Source organism: Amazonocrinis nigriterrae CENA67 (assembly GCF_016056305.1).
GTDB lineage: Bacteria > Cyanobacteriota > Cyanobacteriia > Cyanobacteriales > Nostocaceae > Amazonocrinis > Amazonocrinis nigriterrae.
The window spans coordinates 95,827-116,128 of record NZ_JAECZC010000016.1; the positions used below are offsets into that span (position 1 = coordinate 95,827).

Below are 20,302 nucleotides of genomic sequence, written 5' to 3' on the forward strand. Positions count from 1 at the left end.
AAATCTAACAACTGACAACTAACAACTAACAAAACCCATGATTAAACGCCGCCATTTCATACAATTTGCCTCCTCAACTTTTGCTGCTTTGGGTTTAAGCCAAATCGATGTCATACAACAAGGCAATCGCTACGCCCAAGTTTTATCACAAACCACGCCTCGCAAATTAGCACTATTAGTAGGAATTAATAATTATCTCAAGAATGAGAGAGGCGATAACTTAAAAGGATGTGTCACTGATGTAGATTTACAGCAAGAACTTTTAATCCATCGCTTTGGTTTTGACCCCAAAAATATTGTGAGATTAACCAGTCATCCAGACGACGAACAACCCACCCGGAAAAATATTCTCGAAGCCTTTGAAGAACATCTAATTAAGCAAGCCAAACCGGGAGATGTCGTAGTTTTCCATTTTTCTGGTCATGGTTCCCGACTATCAGACCCCGACCCCATCCAACAATGCAGAGATGATAACTATAACAGCACTTTAATACCTGCTGATGATGGTGAGAATGGTGTGACAAAAGACATCATGGGACGTACCCTATTTTTATTAATCTCTGCATTAAAAACAGAAAATGTCACTGTAGTTTTAGACAGTTGTTTTTCTGGCGGCGGTACGCGAGGTAATTTGATCATCAGGAGTGCAAATGGTGATGATTTGCAGCCATCCCCAGAAGAAATTGCTTATCAAGAAGGTTGGATAAAAAAGTTGAAACTTTCCTCAGAACAACTTCTTAATCTTCGCTGTGCTAGTCAGCGAAAAGGAATAGTTTTTGCTGCTGCTAAACGCGAACAACTAGCTGCTGATGCTACTTTTGATGGCTTTTCTGCTGGTGCATTTACTTACTTAATGACTCAATATCTTTGGCAGCAAACTGGTAGCGCCAATGGCATGATATCTCAAATCACATATAGCATTAAATCACTTTCTGGTCAAGAACCTTTAATAGATGGTGATGCAAGCAAGCCAGTATATTTTATTAATAAAAAACTTCCACCCACTGACGCAGTGATTATTAAAGGCGAAGGCAAACAAGCAACTTTATGGCTCGGTGGAGTAGACAAAGAAAGTTTAGAAACATTTACAAAAGGCGCTATTTTTACAATTATTAACAATCAGGGAAAAACTTCAGCAACAGTAAAATTAATATCTCCCCGTAGTGGCTTAATAGCACAAGCAGAACTTACAGACAACAGAGGAATAAATTCTCTCAAGCCAGGAATGCTGTTACAAGAATCAACTCGGATAATTCCTGCTGATTTAAAGTTAAGTATTGGTTTAGATCCTTCCCTAGCTGGTGATATAAACGCAGCGAAAAAAGCCATAGAAGCTATCAATAGAATTGCAGCCATACCAGCCCAAAATAAAAACCCCCCCTATCCAAATGGTGTACAGTACATCTTCAGTCGTATGACCAATAGCTATCGGCAAAAATTGCAGCAGCAAGTTACAGAAAACTTACCTGTGGTTAACAGTATTGGTTTATTTACTGAAGGATTGGAACTTGTATCACAATCTTTTGGTGATGCCAAAGAAACAGTAAATGATGCTGTTCAGCGTTTAGAACCTAAACTCAAATCCTTACTTGCAGGTCGTATTCTCAAAAAAACCTTGAATACTAATTCCTCAGAATTAGATTTAGAAGTTTCTCTAAATTTAGTAGATAATCCCAGCCAAATTATAGCTAAAGCTGTCACATCACGTAGTAAAAATAATCGTCAATTTTCCGATAAAATTTATCCGCGTAAGATACCTCTGCAACAACTGTTTCAATTTCAAATTACCAATTATGAATCTGCTCCTGTTTATTGTTCCATCTTGTTATTTGATTCTAGTGGTGAATTATCAGTAATATTCCCCTATCAATGGTCAAAACCTGAAGAATCGATGCAATTAGCACCAAAGCAAACACTAGTAGTTGGTGATCCACAAGAACTAAGATTACAAGCAATTGAAAAAGGTAGTGGAGAAGCATTAATTATTGTCAGTCGCAAACCATTAAAGAATGCTGTCAAAACAATGAAAGCTTTAGCAGCAGAACAAAAACGTGATACTCAACCAATAGATTTCCCTAGAGGCTCATCTATAGGCCCAGATGAAGTGATTGGTGATTTGCTTAATGATTTGAGAGATAACCGTGGTGGTGGTATTACAGCCACACCAGTTAGTAATTCTGATATGGCTACTGTCTCCATCAGTTTCGATGTTGGTTAATCGAATTTTCTCTTTGTGTCTTGGTGTCTTAGTGGTAAAAAATTCTAAACCACTAAGAGGGTGTTTGGAAAGTCGAAAAGTATACTAAGAACCCCTCTCCAAACCTCTCCCCGAAACGGAGAGAGGCTTTGAAACCCCCATTACCTCGTGAGTGTTGGGGGGTAGGGGGGTCTGACAGGTGTAGGTTTTTAATTTGGGCATGAGTTGCTACTCTGATAGCAAGTTAAGAGCATCTTCAAACAACGAACTTTCGTTTTTAAGTGTGAAACCAACAACCGAAATCTGATTTTGCTGGACAAGTAAAAACGCGATTACAGCCACATTGATCAAATACCTACACCTGTGAGGGTAGGGGGGTTAGGTTTTTGAGATTTTTATGTTAGTAATAATACTTTTCAAACAACCTTTAAGACACAAAGGCACAAAGTATTTTGATGATAACTGTAAGCTCCTACTTAATGCATTTTGGTAGTAATATCTACGCCATCACTCTTGAGTTGACCATCTTCCATATAAATGATGCGATCGGCAATATCTAAGATGCGGTTGTCGTGAGTGACTAGCAAAATTGTACAGCCTTGTTCTTTGGCTAGCTTCTGCATTAATTCCACAACATCGCGCCCAGATTTTTTGTCAAGTGCCGCTGTGGGTTCGTCTGCTAGTACAATCTTGGGATGACTGACTAAAGCACGAGCGATCGCAACTCTTTGCTTCTGTCCCCCTGAAAGATTCTCCGGATAGTAATTAACACGTTCTGCTAAACCCACAGTTTCCAGCATGGCGATCGCTTTACTGTTAATATCCTGATTGAGAAACTCATCATGCAACTCTAAGGACATCCGCACATTTTCTTTAGCTGTTAAAAAAGTCATCAAATTATGAGCTTGGAAAATATAGCCAATCTGACGGCGCAGCTTAGTTAATTCCTGTTTGCTAGCCCCACAAATTTCCTTTCCTAAAATTTTTAAACTACCTTCTTGAGCAGAACGCAGTCCACCCATCAGAGTTAACAGAGTCGTTTTTCCTGAGCCGGAGGGGCCAGTCATAATCACAATCTCACCAGCGTTAATCTCTAAATTAATATCGAATAAAACTTGTTTACGAAGCGCACCTCCACCAAAGTAGTGATTGAGGTTATGAATAGAAATCACCGGTTCAATAGCAGAGAGTGTTGAGTTAGAAGTTATTGGTAGAGGTTCTTGCAACATAAAATTTATTAAAGAATAGATGACAGATAACTTTGAAGAGTGAGATATTTTTTTATTTGTGAATTGTTGATACTAATTCTCTAAAAGGCAACTTATTCAAACCCCAAAACTCAGACCATATCTGACGAATCTTAATTACGAATTACGAATTACGAACTACGAATTACTTTAAAAAACGTCTGCGGGGTCAGCTGATCGTAGTTTTCGCATTGCGATCGCCCCAGAAAAACTACACATAATCACAGTCAAAATCCATACTCGTATCGCCCGTTCCGTTTTCATGAAAATCGGCAGCATGGTAGCAGCATATGTCACCTGATACAGCCCAAATGAAAGGATAAATCCAGGGAGAAAACCTAAAATGGCTAAAAATAATGCTTCTTGAAGCAACACTCCTAAAAGATAGCGATCTGTATAGCCCATCGCTTTCAGTGTGGCGTATTCTGGCAAATGGTCAGAAACATCGGAGTAAAGAATCTGATATACAATGACGATACCGACAATAAACCCGACCGCTGCACCTAAAGTGAAAATAAAACCAATAGCAGTGCCGTTTTCCCAGTATTGTTTCTCGACTTCGGCAAACCCTTCTAGAGTCAGAACTCTAACATCGTTAGGCAGCCCGGCGGCAAGTTGCGATCGCACTTTTTCAGGATCGACACCCGGTTTGAGAGTGATTAACCCAACTTCGATGCGATCGCGTTGACGCTGCGGAAATAGTTGTAAAAAGGTGGAGTCACTAACAATAACGTTGCCATCGGCGGCAAAGGATGCACCATTTTTAAATACACCCTTAACACTGATAGCTTTGTTATTCAATTCCGTTTGTAAGTTACCTGTTTTTTGAAAGATATCACCAATCGGCCCGTATTCTGGACGACCAGCCTGATCAAACAGAACTTGATATAACTGCTTAAGATGATATTGGTTTTGTTGGATTTCGGGAAGATTAAACGTAGTTTGTGTGGGATCGATACCCCAAACTAAGATAGTGCGGTCAAGACGGGTTATAGGATTTCGCCACTGTCCGCTGCCAATATAAAGCGAAGTTACTGATTGAACTCCTTCATAACCCAATGCCTGGTAAAGTCGTTCTCTAGAAAAGCTTTTCACCGCAAATAAAGTTTGAAATTGGGGATTAATCAAGACCAAATCTGCCTGTAAACTGCGATGAGGTTTCACAGATGCATCAAACAGCGCACTTTGAAAACCCAGCTGAATAAACATCAGCATGTCTGCAAAAGTAATACCTGCAACTGCAACAGCCAGACGCGTTTTTTCTTTCATTAACTGCCGCCATGCTAGCGGCGTTTTGCGAAATAGTTTCATATTGGGAATTGGGAATTGGGAAAACCTTTCCTTAGTCATCAGTCATCAGTCATCACAAATCAATTGCTGTCTGCACTTGTAAATTGGTCAAACCTGCAACTCGTTTACTATCTTCAGGATTGAGGCGAATTTTCACTTCAACTACTCGGCTATCGAGGTTTTCCCCTGGCTGGTTGCTGAAAACGTTTTGCCGATTCACCTGTAAGCCAATATAAGAAACGGTTCCTCGCAGTTCACCAGAAAATGCCTGACCGGTAATTACTGCCGACTGTCCAAGTTTGACTTTACCAATATCAGTTTGATAAACTTCTGCCACTGCAACCATCTGGTTGGTTTGAGCTAAGTCTGCAATTCCCTGACTACTAATTTTTTCTCCGACTCGTGTATGAATTTTGAGAATCTGACCCGCCATTGGTGCTTTGATGTCAGTTGCTTCCAAGTCAGTTTCGGCGCGTTTGAGTGAAGCGATCGCATTTTCAACTTCACTTTGCGCGGCCTGTACATCCACTGGCCGGACTTCGGCAATACTGGTGAGTGTGGCTTTGGCTTCGCTAACTTGTTTACTACCAGTGGCGTTAATGCGGTTGAGTGCTACTTTGGCTTCGGCTATTTGTCTACTGGCTGTGGAGTTAATCCGGTCGAGAATTGCTTTGGCTTCGCCTAGTTGCTGTTTTGCAGTGTCTAAACTCAAGCGTTTACTGTCAAATGAAGAGTTGGAAATTGCTCCTTGGGAGTGTAGCACTTGATAGCGTTGATATTCGGCTTCGGCATTTTTTAGTTCTGCCTCTAGCTTTTTGATGGTTGCTTCTTGAGCTATTCTATCTCCCAGCCATTGCGCCTCTATTCTAGCGATCGCTTCTTGTTGCCCTATTTTATCCCCTTGGGACTGAGCCTGTAAGCGTTCAACACTGGCTTGCTGTGCCTGAATTTCCCCTACTTTGGCTCCTGCTTTGACTTGAGCAAGTTTAGCTTGGGCAACTCTCACTTCTTTTTGGGCTTGGAGAACGGCAGCTTGCAAGCGGGCGCGTGAGTCTAAAATTGCCACTACCTGTCCAGCTTTAACGGTATCACCTTCCTCGACTAAAATTTCGCCAACGCGATCGCCGTCCAAAACCAACGGTGCAGACAGGCTAATTACCTCTGCTTCTGGTTCTAGTCTGCCTAAGGCCGTCACTTTTGGCGCGGTCTGAGTAGTTTGTACAGGCTCAGATGAGGCGGTTTTACTAACTTGTCCAAACTGAGAAATTGCATAAAAAGCCATTACACCTGTAATAGCAGTAGCACCAATTATTAATGCAAACAATCTTTGATTTGCTGGTTTCAATAAGAGATTGTGAATCATATTTTCACCGCTATAAATATATTTATTGACTTTGTACCGATTAGCTATATTTGATATTTTGAACTAAATCATGTTCAAGAATTAACTGTTTATTTGACCTTTTATCCTGCAAATATAGCGTCAACATTTTACCTAGTAAAGCACATTGTTCTGGAAAATCAATTGTTTCATCACCCCATAACTTCTCCAAAATTAAACCATTCACAAAGCTCAATACAAAAGATGCCAACACCATATCTTGAATCCCTAAAAAATCACAGGCTGCCTGCTGATACCTTTTATTGGCTCGCTTAAACACAGTACTACCCAGCATGTTCTTAGAGTCTTGATGCTGACAAAAATCAACCCAGATATAAGTCCACTTAATAAAGTAATCCTCGTTTTTCACTAGGTATCTTCCTAGTGCTTCCATTGACTCATTAAGTGTTTGCGACCCTTCTAATTCCAGCAATGCTGCACTCACATCCTGCTGAGATATCTCCTCCACTAATTGCTCAAATAAAGCTTGTTTGCTAGGAAAGTAGTGATACAGCGTACCAGTAGAAACTTTTAGACCTTGAGAAATCTGGCGCATGGTGATAGAGCCATAGCCTTTTTGAGCAAATAAATCAAAGCATTTACTAAGCAGTTCTTTTCGGTATTGGTCATGGTCAACTATCTTCGGCATGATCTCAAAAATATTTATATCGAACGCTCGTTATTTAACAAACCAGTGTTAGTTCTCTAGATTTAGCAAGCTGCTAATGTTGTCATATTTAGTTCATAGACATACACTCCTAAAGTGGATTTTTGTCATGTCTTACTGTATTCATCACCCTTTTTTCGGCAGTTTATGCAAAAGGTCTAAAGAATACTGAAATACTTTTGATAATTGGTTGAATTTTACCATCTTATACATTTCTTAATATAAGCTATACTGCTATATGTGTCAACGCGAGTCCTCAATCTAGTAATTACGCATAAATACGCGCTCTAGCGTTAATTGATGCATTTATACAATCTTTTACACCTAGATGATTTCGCCAGTATTATCGCACTGTGGAGAAGTTAGGCAATTACAGCGTGTATAAACCCGTTGCAAAGAAAGGTCACGCTAGCAGCTAGAAAAATCGACTAAAAAAGATATTTACAAACTCTTAAAACAGCATTCTCTGATTGAGTGCAACCGTGTTTACTTGCAGTTATAAAATGCTCCACTAATTTTTACCCGTATTATTACTGTCTTTTTTTCAGACAATTGTTTTAGATGGAATTACTTATTAAGAAAAACTAAAAATATTGAATTTAATGTATAAAATAAGATAAAACTTGCCTTATCCAAAATTAAACAAATACACAAATATGTCAAAGCTAGTTAGTGAAGAGTTGACAACTTTTTTGCAGCAAATCGAACAGCGATCGCAGTTTCATGCAGGCTATCCATATAATTTAAGTTGCGACTACACTGAGTTAGCAAAGTTTTTCCATTTTCTGTTGAATAATGCTGGTGACCCATACATTGAGCCAGATTTTGGTCTCCACTCTCGAAAATTTGAACAAGAAGTATTAGCTTTTTTTGCAGACCTCTATAAAATTCCAGAGAATGAATTTTGGGGTTATGTGACTGCTGGTGGTACTGAAGGTAACTTATATGGACTTTTTCTAGCAAGGGAAATCTATCCTCAAGGGCTGCTTTATTCATCACAAGACTCTCATTACTCAATTGCCAAAGCAGCTAAATTATTTGGTATGAAGCATCGTGTAATTAATTCCCAAGTTAACGGCGAGATAAATTATGACCATTTTGAACAATTGATTAGTGAAAACCGTCATTCTCCAGCCATCATCAACTTAAATATTGGTACTACTGTCAAAGGTGCCATTGACAACTTAGACAAAGTTCTAGAAATTTTAGAGCGTCATCAAATTAAAGATTACTACATTCATTGTGATGCCGCACTTTCGGGAATGATATTACCATTTATAGATGGCGCTCCCCAAATTAACTTTCAAAAACCCATAGATAGTATAGCCATCTCTGCTAAATTCATTGGTTCTCCACTGCCTTGTGGTGTAGTAATCACCAAGAAGAAATGGGTAGAAAAAGTGGAAACAACCATTGAATATATTGGTTCAAAAGATACAACCATTTTAGGCTCTAGAAATGGTCATACTCCCTTAATTCTCTGGTATGCTTTGCAAACAAGAGGTAATGAGGGATTTGCAACAGAAGCAAATACCTGCATTCAGAATGCTCAATATCTTTTTCAACAACTTAACTTAAGAGAATACCCATGTATGCTCAACAAATTCTCGACTACTGTAGTGTTTCAAAAGCCTTCTCAAAGGTTAATCAAAAAGTGGCAGTTAGCAACTCTGGATAATTGGGCACATATGATAGTCATGCAGAATATAGACCGCCAAAAAATCGATACTTTTGTCAATGAACTGGTGTTAGAAGAAGGATCATTTGGCGAAGTGGACAACTTACAGCTACAGCAAGCAATACACAACTGCGGTGTGTCTGTAGAAATGGCTAAATACCATCCCACAACAACGTTTTCATACAGCCGTGGTCAAATAGGTTAGGACAATGTTGATGGCTCAAAGTCCTGAAGTAACTGGGTTTCTACTCAGCACTTTGCTATACCAGTAAAAAGTTTTTATAACACAAATTAGCAGCAAGCAATACCTCTACGGCTGCACTTTCCATAGGTGGTAAAAAGAAATAGCCTTGCCCTTGATCACATTGTAGTGCTTTCAGTTGTGCTACTTGCTCTACCGTTTCTATGCCTTCTGCCGTCACAGACATATTTAAATTATGAGCCAATGTCACGATCGCGCGAACAATTTCTAAATTTTCTCCTCGTCTGCCTATACTACTAACAAAAGAGCGGTCAATCTTCAGTGTTGTGATAGGTAGCTGGTGCAGATAACTTAAGGATGAATAGCCAGTACCAAAATCATCCATGTGCAACTCGACATTTAAGGCTGCTAACTGGGAAAGCATGGTGGTAGCCAATTCAAAATTATCCATCAGCAAGCTTTCAGTAATCTCTAATTTTAAACTGCACGGTTCCAACCCAGTTTGCTGCAAAACATATTCCACCTGTTGAAACACGTCGGGTTGCATGATCTGTTTCCCAGAAAAATTCACACTAATTGTTAAATGAGTTGAACTAGGAAACTGTTTATGCCATCTCTGCATTTGATGGCAGGCTTCATAAAGCACCCATTGCCCGATATTAACAATCATGCCAGTTTCCTCCGCCAAGGGAATAAAATCTTGAGGAGAAATAATTCCTCGTTCTGGATGATGCCAACGTATTAGGGCTTCAAATCCACTAATTTTGCCAGTTAACAATGAAACAATTGGCTGGTAATAAAGGCGAAATTCTTCTTGCTTGAGTAAGGCATGTCGCAAGGCAGTTTCTAACTGTAAAAGCAGAGATGCACCCTCGTGCATTTTAGAATTAAACACCTCATAACGGGCTTTACCAAGTGCCTTAGCGCAGTACATAGCCACATCAGCATCACGTAGAATATCTGCTGCTTGGTCATAATCTGGTGTATTTAAAGCAATACCAATGCTGGCATTGGTAAACACCCTATGCTCATTTAATTGGAATGGTAAAGCTAGTACCTTTTGAATTCGTTCGGCTACCTGTATGGCGCTATTAATACTTTCAATTTCCTCAATTAAAATTGTGAATTCATCTCCCCCAAAACGCGCAACTATATCTCCAGAACGCAAAACTAATTTGAGGCGATGAGAAATTGCAATCAAAAGTTGATTTCCTAGTAGATGACCCAGGCTATCATTCACAACTTTGAAACGGTCTAGGTCTAAGAAGAGTACAGCAAATAAATAATTTTTTTGCTGTTTAGTACGTTCAATTGCTAGTTGCACCCGCTCAATAAATAAAGATTGGTTGGGTAACCCTGTTAGCCCGTCGTGCAGACTATTGTGCAGTAATTGATCTTGTGCTTCTTGACGCTCAATAATATCTTGTTGAAGTTGTTGATTAACTCTAATTAGTTCAATAGTGCGCTCTGCTACTAACTGTTCAAGTTGGCAACGGTATTGTACTAATTCTTCTTCTGCTAGCTTTCGCTCAGTAATATCACGTATAATGACAACATATTGCTGTGATTGAGAATTAGCTGGTTGTGAAACAGTCGATTCTACAATTCTTGAGCTTTGGTTAATTTTCAGAGTTTGTTCACTCCTAATAGACCATTGCTCTGGTTTGCCGCAATAGCATAGTAGCAGTTGATTCAAGTTCTGCCCCAGCAATTCCTCAGCACTGAGTTGAAATAATTCTTCAGCGGCTGCATTTGTCTGACAGATCGTACCGTTTTCATCTAAAACTAAAACAGTATCTGGAACAGTATTGAGAGTGGTGATAAAGAGGTTTTTTGCCTGTTTGCGTGCCTCATCAATAGCAATAATCTGTGGTAATGTAGTCCAACAAGCGATCGCTACCCCCATAAAAGAAAGCGTCACCAAAACGATAGCTAGTAAAGGGTTATGACTATTACTTGAAGCTCTGTCTAATAAATCGCGGATACTCCAACTGCCTGTAGCCGTAATACAAATTAATGAAACGAGAACAATCACTTGTAGCACAACAAAATCTGAGCTGTTGCTACTACTAGACCTAGCCTCATAACGCTCTGTCCACCATTTAGGGTGTAATGGTGCAAAGCTGAAGCGACGTAAGGCTGTATCTCCTGCCATCAAAATAACAGGTAATAATAGTCCTACTAAAAAATCTTGCCATTTCCAAGCTAAACCACCCACTACTAGAACTACCCCTTCTATCAAGAAAAAAACAAGTGACCACCAAGGCCATAACACTTGCGGTTTGCCTCTACCCAGCCATAATCCCAGATGTAGTCCCATAATCGACAGAAGATAACAAGTACCTGCTACCGTGACGATCTGAGATACATTTCCTAAATTCAGACAAAATAAACTGAGTAAGAAGGTAACTAGGATAGCAGGCACAAGCACGCCTTGAGGTGAAACGACTGCGAATACCGAAGAAAGCTGTTTGTCTAAAGCAAGTTGGTATAGTATCCGAGGAGAGTTGGAAACTGCCGTAGCAGAACTGAGAAGACAAGAAAAAGTAATCAGAAGCGTCACTAAAAACGCGGCATATTCACCCCAAAAAGGCTTAGAAGCCGCTAGCAGATTCAAGAAGGTATCGTCACCTATACTAGGGTCTCTAGCTGAACACATTAATACCCAAGAACCACCTAGAAACACTGGAGGAATTAGCCAAGCAGCTACGGTTAAGAACCCCAAAGTTTTATGTGGCTGGTGGCTATCAGCAACAAAAGAAGCAGTGGTTTCACAAGCATAAATTGAGTAACTGGCTAAGAAAAACCACTTTGCCCATTCTCCAAAGTTCAAGCTAGGTGTACTGTTTAGGAGCAAGTTAGAGGTAGCGCTCGAAAAAGCTGACCATACTACGCCCTGAGTACAAAACAAAAGCAATAATAAAATCGCTGGAATCACAAAAAATAAGTGCAGGATTGCTAAAGCACGGCTGCCACTGAACGCTACAATAAAAGGAATAACTGTAAATCCGACTTTTAATAAAGTTTCTGGACAAGAAATACCTACAGATTGAAAATTAACTTTAACTAAATCTGTAAGTATGATCGCATACAATGCTGGTGCTGCTGCCCAACTAAAATAGTATGCTAAAGCTACGTAGCGACCCCAGTTAGGAAAGTTATTGAGTAGCCTTGTGGTGTAATTTGGTGTTCCTCCTGCTACATTTGACCAATATCTCCCTAGACTTTGTACCTGTAAATTAAGCAAGAAGGAAATAATAGTGCCAAAAAACCAAACTAAGATAGCTTTTGACCCTAAAGCTGCATGAATCACCGGTGCAGTACCAATCCATCCAACATGACCTGTCAGCCCAAAACCCCAGGTTTCTAGACAACTGAGAGTACGTGGTAAGCGCATTACCAGGCGTTGATTTCTGTCTGTCTGCACAGAACCTTTACTAACCATTATTTCTTAGCTAGATTTACTGACCCATTCTCTGAATAACTGATCTAATTGTTTATAGCTTCCGTAAAACTGCTGAACTTATGTAAAAAACCACTTTATTGATTGATGATTGATGACTGCTGACTGCTAATAGTGAACAGTCCGCAACCATCAATTACAATCAGATATTGTTTCATTTCATTTATAAAGTAAATATTAATTTTGTAGTATAGCATGAGGCAGGAGGCAGAAGTAAAAACCTTACTGTGACTGACATTCACGCTCTTCATCTGTCCTAATCTATGATTCGACTGCTATAAATCTTAATTTTGTAGGGTGTATTATTACGAAGTGCAACGCACCATTAATGGGAAATTATGTTACGGCAAAAAAATATTATGACTATCTTTAGTCAGCTGATGCTGTCAGAAAATGGCAATAAAGCAAGAACTATCATCTGCAGTTTGTACTGCTCAAAAGTATGGTGGGGAGGAACCTTCACGCTGGTATTTGCCTCCCCTAAATTTTATTGAAAAATAGCCTATAAGGCACAAAATTAGCTACTTTTAGCTGTCTTGCTAAAAATTCGATAGTATAACCACGTACTAGTTTCCTTCAAGGGAAAAAGCACGTAGGTGAGAGGATTAATGGTGACAATGATATTGCGAAAGTCTCGTCGTGCTAAAAACAGGATGGCATGAGCCACTTGCTGTGCTGACATTACTCCATAAGGATTGAGTTGACTTTTAAAAGGCCCAAGAATTAACTTGCGAATTATACAATCCCCGTCCAACCGTTTTAAAGTCACAATGTTTCCTAATGTCCGTTTGCTAAGTTCATATAGCGGACTGAGAGCGGGGGAAACCTCAGCCTCGGAAGTATTGACCCAGATTTCCTTGGTTGCTTTTGCCTGTGGCCCTGTCACAGTTGTCAAAAATATATCCATCAACCGCAATGCTGAAAAGGTATTAACTTCATAAGAAGAGTTAATTGCCTCTTGTGTGCGGCTAGTATAGACATTGACCCCGTGATTGATAATCAAAATATCAACTTTCTCTAAACTATCTCTGAGTTCATCTTCTTGACCTAATTGCCAGGAAACCACCTTCAACCCAGTATGGGTTGCTAATTTTTCGGGGTTAGTAGTTAATGCTACAACCTTAGCATTCTGCTTGAGCAGAAGAGCCGCCAAGGCTTGCCCCAAAGCACCCGATGCTCCGGTTAAAGCAACGGTTTTACCCTTCAGGGACAGTCCTGTGCCCAGTATTTTATCCACTAAGGGAAATACACCACTGTAGTAAGCGTTAACATCATCAAAATGATGTCGCCAATGGTAAGACCGATTCACCCACCAAACGGATGGAATTGTCACTAGAGGGCCGGGTAGGTGGTTATAGTCTGTGTCGATTTTACCTTGGAAATATCTAATCGATGCACCATACAAGAAGCTACAGGCATATGCTACTCCCAGCCAAATCCCTGTTTGTTGGACAACTAAGGCAATTACCGTCAACAATACCACCAATAGACCAGACTCTAAAATGTCGTGGTATAGCTGGGAGTCTTGATAGGCTTTGAGGGAAACCACTGATAAATCCCGGCGATATGCCATATGATGTTTGTTGTGCCATTTAGCAAGCCAATTGACTTGATGACACAAAGCATGGTAGCTGTCTCTTAATATCTCAGCCAGAACAACAGAGAACAATCCCCAAATCGCAAATTGCAAGCAGGCATTTACAACAATCCAATCTATCTGTAACCTTGCTTCAATCTCTGTCCAACTTTGAGCTAGTATCTTAATCATAATTTTTCTGTACGTCAGTTATCTTAATCATTCAGTATCTGCAAAGTATTTGTAAAGTCAATTGCAGTTTTTGATGCTGCAACTAAGGTAGTTAACAGTGGTTACATACATGAGATAATATCATTTTCCTGAAAAACAACATGAATGATATTACCAGCAATCCCATAGGTTTTGTTTTACTTACTCATAATAAACCACAACAAACTTACAGGCTAATAAATAAGTTAAATAGTCTATTTAAATATCCTCCAATTGTCTGGCATCATGATTTTTCCAAATGTGATTTCTCAGTCGATACTCTGCCAAAAAATATTTTACTAGTACGCCCTCACGTACAAACAGAGTGGGGAAATTTTTCTTTAATAGAAGCTACAGTCAAGGCACTTCGGTTAATGTACGAAGTTCCAGATGCACCAGATTGGTTTGTATTACTTAGTGGAGCAGACTATCCTATTAAAAGTGCAAAACAAATATTGGATGATCTAGCCTCAAACCCATACGATGCTTTTATTCAGTATGAGCCAATCACATATGAAACTTATAAACAAGATCTAAAGCCAAGCATGTTATGGCTGAAAAATTCTTATCAACGATATTGTACGAAGTCGTTTTCTTTCAATTTTTCCAAAAAATACTATGCTAAATTGAATTTGGAAATCCGCTTAGAACATCCGCTATTAGCTAAACCTTTCCTTCCTTTTTCCAAAAAAATTGCTTGCTTCAGTGGCAGTCAATGGTTTTGTGCTAATCGCAAAGCCGCTGAGTACATTATCGATTTCCACAGTAAGAAAAATCCTATAACCTCGCACTACAGTAAACTCATGTATGCAGACGAATCTTATTTTCAAACTATACTTGCTAATGCATATCATCTCAAGCTGAAAAATGACCGTCTACGTTATATTGATTGGTCAACCGGAGGCCCTCATCCCAAGATATTGCTGATGGAAGATCTGCCTAATCTGCTTGCAACGTCTGCTCACTTTGCTCGGAAATTTGATATTGATATAGATAGTACTATTCTCGATGCACTTGATAGAATTACTCTGTAAAATCTCTGCAATGATATAAAAACTGATATGTAGTCGTAGTTGCATAGGTTAGGACAATGTTGATTACTCAAAGCCTTGAAGCAACTAGGTTGATGTCTTGAAATGAGAACAGTGGAAAAATCTGGTATGACTACCTGTTGCAAAAAATGGATAAACACAGATGTACACCGATGAATTATCTGTGTTTAACCTCATGTATGTGTCATTAGCTGAATCAGCGAGTAGCCACAGCTACTTTCGCATGTTTATTAACGTAATCCACAAATAATTGCTTTAACCTGGGACTAACATTAGTGTGTTCCAACAAACCAAAGCCGAGATTTTTAGCTCTTGCTAAGGTTTGCTCTGGTGTTAATCCCTCTTGGATAGCTATACTCAATAGTGCAATTCCTGTTGAGCGCATACCTGCTGCACAATGCACCAAGGCTGGTTTAGGAATCTGTTCTAGTGTGGTTAAAATCTTGGTAATTAGCTCTTCATTCAGGGCTTCTAGTTTCAGCGGAACATTTACGTAATATAAGCCCAACGCTTCAACTACCTGTTGCTCATCCTTAAAAAATCCTAGTTCATCAGGCGATCGCAAATTCACAACTGACTTAAAGCCTTCTTGGATAGCTTGCTTAATCTGTTGGGGTATTACTTGTCCTGTCGTTGTCAAGTTTTCATTAATCTGTATAGCGTTAATCACTTTTACTCCTTAAACTTTCTAATTACATCCAACTTCGTAAATCGGCTGATAAGCAAGCTTTGACAAGCTATTCAAATAAGCACAGCAAAATTCGGCAAATAACAAAAGCTATCGCTTGATTGTTTCTGTTTTTGCCTTTTGAGGTTGGTTATTTTATTGCTTACCCAATAATATACGGTTTTCCGATAGGATTTATGGTAATTAAGAAATTATATAATTTATGACCTATAGGTTTACAATACTTTATGATTCAGCAGTAAAAAATTGTCTCCCCCACGTCTTGTTTGTCAGTCTCAACCAAGGGCTTGTTTACGTATTGCGATCGCAAGTACAATTGCTGCTTGGTCAAATTGATATGCTGGTATCAGAAAATTAAGTAGGCAAGTCATTTGAATACCAGCCCTGAAACTATGAACGCTAAAGAAATATCTCTTCGACCTGCTGTAGAATCAGATGCGTGGGTGCTGAGTGCAATTCATATTGCTGCCATTAAAGCTCTTCCAGCAACTTTTTATACACACAAAGAATTATTAGCTTGGCGCAACTATCGTGAAAAGCCTGATGGTTCTAATATCTTGAAGAGTATGAAAGCTGAAACTTTCTGCGTTGCTGTCGAGGGTGATGTGATTACAGGATTTGCTAGTTTCAGGGTTGATGAACTGATCGGGCTTTATGTCCATCCTCGTTATCAAGGTAAAGGAATCGGGCGAGCCTTAGTTCAACATTTTTGCGACGAAGCGATCGCTCAAGGTATAGATCAAGTATTTACCACTGCTAGCCTTTATGCTGAAGGATTTTATTTGCGTATAGGATTTACTCCCATAAAAAGAGCGCCTCATCAGTTAAGAACTGGGATGTTTGTCCCTGTTACTAAAATGAGTAAAACCTTGACTATTACTACAGAATGATTACATATAAAGACGTTCAATCATCAAAGGTAAATCTCCTAAATTATCAATAATTCCGTCTGCATTTTCTGGTTCTGCCCATCCTAAATCTCTTTTCTATTACGATTAGCTATTGCATCATTTTAGCCCGGTCACGCTACTAGTTAATATTTACTTTATCAATAACCTCTAACTTGGTAATTTGGCTAAGACTTAGTTAAAAAAAACTCACCAACTACTAGTAATGCCTTGGCAGTTTGATGAGTAGATCACTGGGATAATTCAAAATTGAGGATGAGTGATAGCTGATGACTATCAATCAAGCAAGTCAGGTTGGTCGTGGGTGATTTCATCCCACAAATAATGATGATCTAGGTGAACCCGCCCCTACCAGTCTTTCATTTGTGGCAATCATTGATTCAATTGCTGTCACTTTGCGATCGCTGGCTTGAACTGCTACAGATATGTATTACTCACTGTCTCAGGCGGACAAGGTTACTAAGAGCTACAGACGACTGTGTAGTACAATTAATAAATATACTGCATCTCTATCGAATTACAGTTGTTTATTCATTACAAAATTACCATAGATAATCGAAACAAGCAAGCTGATTATGGAATTCTGGTAGGGCTGAGGCAATTCATCAATTGCCGCTACCTGTAAATCAGGGCTTTGGATATTATGTGGTTAACACATCTTGTATACAAAATATGTCTGCTTCAAAAGTAGTAAATTGAGTTTTAAAGGAGTATATATATGTCACAGTTGGAGGAAGCAGTGCCAGAAACCTTTATCAAGACAGGTTTAGAAACTATTCCTAATCTTTTTGACCGAGTAGAAGCTCTTGCCAAGGACTTTGCAACCCGTGCAGCAGCACACGACAAAGATGGTTCATTTCCCTTCGAGAACTTTACAGCTCTGCATGAAGCAGGACTCCTCAGTTTGAGCATTCCGTGTGAATTGGGTGGTCAGGGTTTGGAACTGGCGAGTATCTGCCGGGTGATTGAGGGCATAGCACAGGGCGATGCTTCCACAGCACTAGTACTGACGATGCACTATCTCCAACATGCCCATGCTGCCCGTAGCCGTCGCTGGCATCCAGAACTTTACAAGCGGTTGTGCCGGGAGTCCATTGAAGGCATTGCTTTACTTAATGCTGCCCGTGTTGAACCAGAGTTGGGTACACCAGCTAGAGGTGGATTACCCGCGACATTTGCTGAAAAGACAGCAGGAGGCTGGCTGTTAACAGGTCATAAACAATACACCACTGGTAGTCCCATCCTCAGCTACTTTGTTGTCTGGGCGCGGACAACTGAAGATGAACCCCAAGTTGGCAGCTTTCTTGTACCCCGTGACCTTCCTGGCTTGCGAATTGTCGAGACCTGGGATCACCTGGGAATGAGAGCTACAGGCAGTCACGATTTAATTTTAGAGAAAGTATTAATTCCTACTGAATATGCTCTTGATATTCGCCCTATATCTGCTGTGCCATCCTTTGATCCCCTGATTTCTACTTGGGGTAGTTTGACAATCAGTGCTTTATATCTTGGAGTTGCCACTGCTGCACGAGACTGGCTAGTTAACTACTTGAATGAGCGTACACCTTCTAATTTGGGGGAATCATTAGCTACTTTGCCCCGCTTCCAAACTGCTGTAGGTGAGATGGAAGCATTGCTATTTGCTAACCGCAGACTTATTTACGGCTTGGCCCAAGACATTGACAAGGGCGAGTATGAACCTAACGTCGGATTACAAGCGCAAACTGTCAAATACCTGACAACAACTAACTCAATTCGTGCTGTAGAAATTGGTTTAGAACTGACTGGTAATCCTGGCCTTATGAAAAAGAATCCTTTAGAACGACACTACCGGGATGTGCTGTGCAGCCGTATTCATACACCACAAAATGATGTTATTTGCCAGTCTTTAGGGAAGTCGGTACTCAAAGTCAAGTAAAGTGAAAGGAGTGTAAGAGGATGTTTGAAAAGTATTATGCGAAACATCAAAGTTATCCAAGACCTAACCCCCTGACCCCCTTTCCGACGCGGAAAGGGGGAATTCAAAGCCTCTCTCCGCTTCGGGGAGAGGTTTGGAGAGGGGTTTTGAGTATACTTTACGACTTTCCAAACATCCTCTAAGGGGCAGGGTATAGAATGTAGGGAACCCCATAATTTATATTAAAATTTTATGTCTATTTCATATATAGTCATTGATGATTTCCTAACTGATAATGAAGTAAAAAAAGATTTAATTAATACTATATGGGAGGATAAATCAGAGTGTTTACTTGAATTAGAACAAAAAACAATTATAGTTCCCCGTAATACACTACTAGAAGTAGTATCTAAGAGTTATAGGCAAAATAATTATCAAATTGGTTTTGGCAATTATTATGCAGCCCAAATAGCAATTGGAGGAGTCAAAGAATTAAATTCAGGCATTTTATACCCAGTTTATTGCTTCGCTACTATATTTTACACTTTTGATAAAAAGCTCATAACTGTAGATATTCACTTGGAAATGCGATGAAATTGCCTAGTTACAAACTAGCTGACAACAGTTTGAGGCGATCGCTCAGAAAATACAAGCACTGCGTAATACTTATAGCAGCAAAGTGCTGAGTCCTGAGTAGAAAGCCACTTATTTCAAGGCTTTTTGAGGAGGATCAGGGAGATGAGGGGGATTAGGGGGATGAGGAAGATAAATCTACCTTAATTCCCAATGCCCCATTCCCTATGCCTAATTTCAATATCCCGCTTGCTTGTCTACTACATTCCGCAAGGGTTGCCCAGTTTGGTAACGTTTGAGATTATCAATAAATAGTTCGGTGATGCGCTCTTTAAGATATGGTGAAAGGGCTGAACAGTGGGGTGTAATAAAGACATTCGGCAGTGACCACAAAGGATTTTCTGGGGGTAGCGGTTCAGTGGTAACGGTGTCTAGTCCGGCACCAGCTATCCAACCCTCACTTAAAGCAGTCACCAATGCTGCTTCATCAACGATCGCACCACGAGCAATATTAATTAGGTAAGCAGACCGCCGCATCAAGCGCAATGCTGTAGCATCAATCAGACCGCGAGTTTCTGGGGTTAAAGGAGTAGCAATTACTACATAATCTGCTGCGGGCAAAAGCGATCGCCATTCATCTACACCCACAATTTTGTCAAAATTTGGTAACGGTTCGGCACGGCGACGACTACCCCAAACTTGCATTCCAAATGCTTTAGCACGATGCGCGATCGCTTGACCAATGTTTCCTGTACCAATAATTAACAAAGTTGCATTTGCTAACTCTTCTAGAAACACTCCTCTCACCCAAGTGTGCTGTTCCTGGAAGATTTGCAACTTTCGCAGATTTTTAGCATGATACAGCATGAAAGTCAAGACAAATTCCGAAATCGGTATGGCATGAATCCCTGCACCGTTAGTCAGGATGATGTCTCGTTGCAGAAAAGCAGGTGTGAGGAGGTGATTTACACCTGCACTCGGTGACTGTTGCCAACGCAATGCAGGTAACAGTGCTAATACCTTGTCATATATACTAAAATTTGAGTAAAATCCATTAACATAAATTTCTACATCACTGACATCACCATTGAGATTGCCTTCACTATCCACCTGCACTACCTCTATGTCAGATGGTAAATGTGGCTCAATGTCAGGAGCAAGATTCACAGGTAGAATTATTTTCACCTTTTTGGTCATTTGTCAGTTGTCAGTGGTCAGTGGTCAGTTGTCAGTTGTTGTTAACACTCTCCCCATCTCCCCATCTCCCCTGCTC

General features: G+C 39.9%; 15 protein-coding genes. 7 read left to right on the forward strand and 8 right to left on the reverse strand.

Going from position 1 to position 20,302, the window contains the following annotated elements:
- The first annotated feature begins 37 nt into the window (after positions 1-37).
- Positions 38-2,218: a caspase family protein gene (locus I8748_RS11570; protein ID WP_198124724.1), complete on the forward strand. Its 2,181-nt coding sequence runs from the start codon at positions 38-40 to the stop codon at positions 2,216-2,218.
- A 455-nt stretch (positions 2,219-2,673) separates the two neighbouring features.
- Here I8748_RS11570 and I8748_RS11575 read toward each other — a convergent pair whose 3' ends face one another.
- The 4 genes from I8748_RS11575 to I8748_RS11590 all read right to left on the reverse strand — a co-directional run bounded on the left by I8748_RS11575 (position 2,674) and on the right by I8748_RS11590 (position 6,764).
- Complete coding sequence (locus I8748_RS11575) at positions 2,674-3,426, reverse strand: DevA family ABC transporter ATP-binding protein (RefSeq protein ID WP_198124725.1); 753 nt, start codon at positions 3,424-3,426, stop codon at positions 2,674-2,676.
- A gap of 168 nt (positions 3,427-3,594) precedes the next feature.
- Entirely contained in the window at positions 3,595-4,755 is a 1,161-nt protein-coding gene (gene devC / locus I8748_RS11580; RefSeq protein WP_198124726.1) for an ABC transporter permease DevC, read from the reverse strand.
- Between the two features lie 52 nt (positions 4,756-4,807).
- Complete coding sequence (locus I8748_RS11585; RefSeq protein ID WP_198124727.1) at positions 4,808-6,097, reverse strand: ABC exporter membrane fusion protein; 1,290 nt, start codon at positions 6,095-6,097, stop codon at positions 4,808-4,810.
- A 40-nt stretch (positions 6,098-6,137) separates the two neighbouring features.
- Positions 6,138-6,764: a TetR/AcrR family transcriptional regulator gene (locus tag I8748_RS11590; protein WP_198124728.1), complete on the reverse strand. Its 627-nt coding sequence runs from the start codon at positions 6,762-6,764 to the stop codon at positions 6,138-6,140.
- A gap of 674 nt (positions 6,765-7,438) precedes the next feature.
- Here I8748_RS11590 and I8748_RS11595 point away from each other — a divergent pair.
- Positions 7,439-8,665 carry a histidine decarboxylase gene (locus tag I8748_RS11595; protein ID WP_198124729.1) on the forward strand — a complete coding sequence of 409 codons (1,227 nt, stop codon included), beginning with the start codon at positions 7,439-7,441 and terminating at the stop codon, positions 8,663-8,665.
- A gap of 55 nt (positions 8,666-8,720) precedes the next feature.
- Here the strand turns inward: I8748_RS11595 and I8748_RS11600 are convergent, their stop codons facing one another.
- Together I8748_RS11600 and I8748_RS11605 are read right to left on the reverse strand one after the other, a co-directional pair.
- Positions 8,721-12,107 (reverse strand): amino acid permease, encoded by a 3,387-nt coding sequence (locus tag I8748_RS11600; protein WP_198124730.1) that lies wholly within the window; start codon positions 12,105-12,107, stop codon positions 8,721-8,723.
- Positions 12,108-12,642: 535 nt separating this feature from the next.
- On the reverse strand, positions 12,643-13,893 hold the full coding sequence (locus I8748_RS11605) for a bifunctional sterol desaturase/short chain dehydrogenase (protein ID WP_198124731.1): 1,251 nt from the start codon (positions 13,891-13,893) through the stop codon (positions 12,643-12,645).
- A gap of 140 nt (positions 13,894-14,033) precedes the next feature.
- Between I8748_RS11605 and I8748_RS11610 the strand changes: the two genes are divergently transcribed.
- Complete coding sequence (locus tag I8748_RS11610) at positions 14,034-14,945, forward strand: beta-1,6-N-acetylglucosaminyltransferase (protein ID WP_198124732.1); 912 nt, start codon at positions 14,034-14,036, stop codon at positions 14,943-14,945.
- A gap of 214 nt (positions 14,946-15,159) precedes the next feature.
- On the opposite strand, the gene I8748_RS11615 is transcribed toward I8748_RS11610, so the two are convergent.
- Positions 15,160-15,633, reverse strand: coding sequence for a beta-lactamase hydrolase domain-containing protein (locus I8748_RS11615; RefSeq protein ID WP_198124733.1), 474 nt, complete (start codon positions 15,631-15,633; stop codon positions 15,160-15,162).
- A 220-nt stretch (positions 15,634-15,853) separates the two neighbouring features.
- Here I8748_RS11615 and I8748_RS11620 point away from each other — a divergent pair, with 220 nt between their 5' ends.
- The 4 genes from I8748_RS11620 (at position 15,854) to I8748_RS11635 (ending at position 19,050) form a co-directional block, all read left to right on the forward strand.
- On the forward strand, positions 15,854-16,009 hold the full coding sequence (locus I8748_RS11620; RefSeq protein ID WP_198124734.1) for a hypothetical protein: 156 nt from the start codon (positions 15,854-15,856) through the stop codon (positions 16,007-16,009).
- Between the two features lie 34 nt (positions 16,010-16,043).
- Positions 16,044-16,541 carry a GNAT family N-acetyltransferase gene (locus I8748_RS11625; RefSeq protein ID WP_198124735.1) on the forward strand — a complete coding sequence of 166 codons (498 nt, stop codon included), beginning with the start codon at positions 16,044-16,046 and terminating at the stop codon, positions 16,539-16,541.
- A gap of 736 nt (positions 16,542-17,277) precedes the next feature.
- On the forward strand, positions 17,278-18,477 hold the full coding sequence (locus tag I8748_RS11630; RefSeq protein ID WP_198124736.1) for an acyl-CoA dehydrogenase family protein: 1,200 nt from the start codon (positions 17,278-17,280) through the stop codon (positions 18,475-18,477).
- A gap of 231 nt (positions 18,478-18,708) precedes the next feature.
- Positions 18,709-19,050, forward strand: a complete 342-nt coding sequence (locus tag I8748_RS11635; RefSeq protein ID WP_198124737.1) for a hypothetical protein — start codon at positions 18,709-18,711, stop codon at positions 19,048-19,050.
- 216 nt (positions 19,051-19,266) lie between these two features.
- Here I8748_RS11635 and I8748_RS11640 read toward each other — a convergent pair whose 3' ends face one another.
- Positions 19,267-20,226: a D-2-hydroxyacid dehydrogenase gene (locus I8748_RS11640; RefSeq protein WP_214662518.1), complete on the reverse strand. Its 960-nt coding sequence runs from the start codon at positions 20,224-20,226 to the stop codon at positions 19,267-19,269.
- Positions 20,227-20,302: the final 76 nt, after the last annotated feature.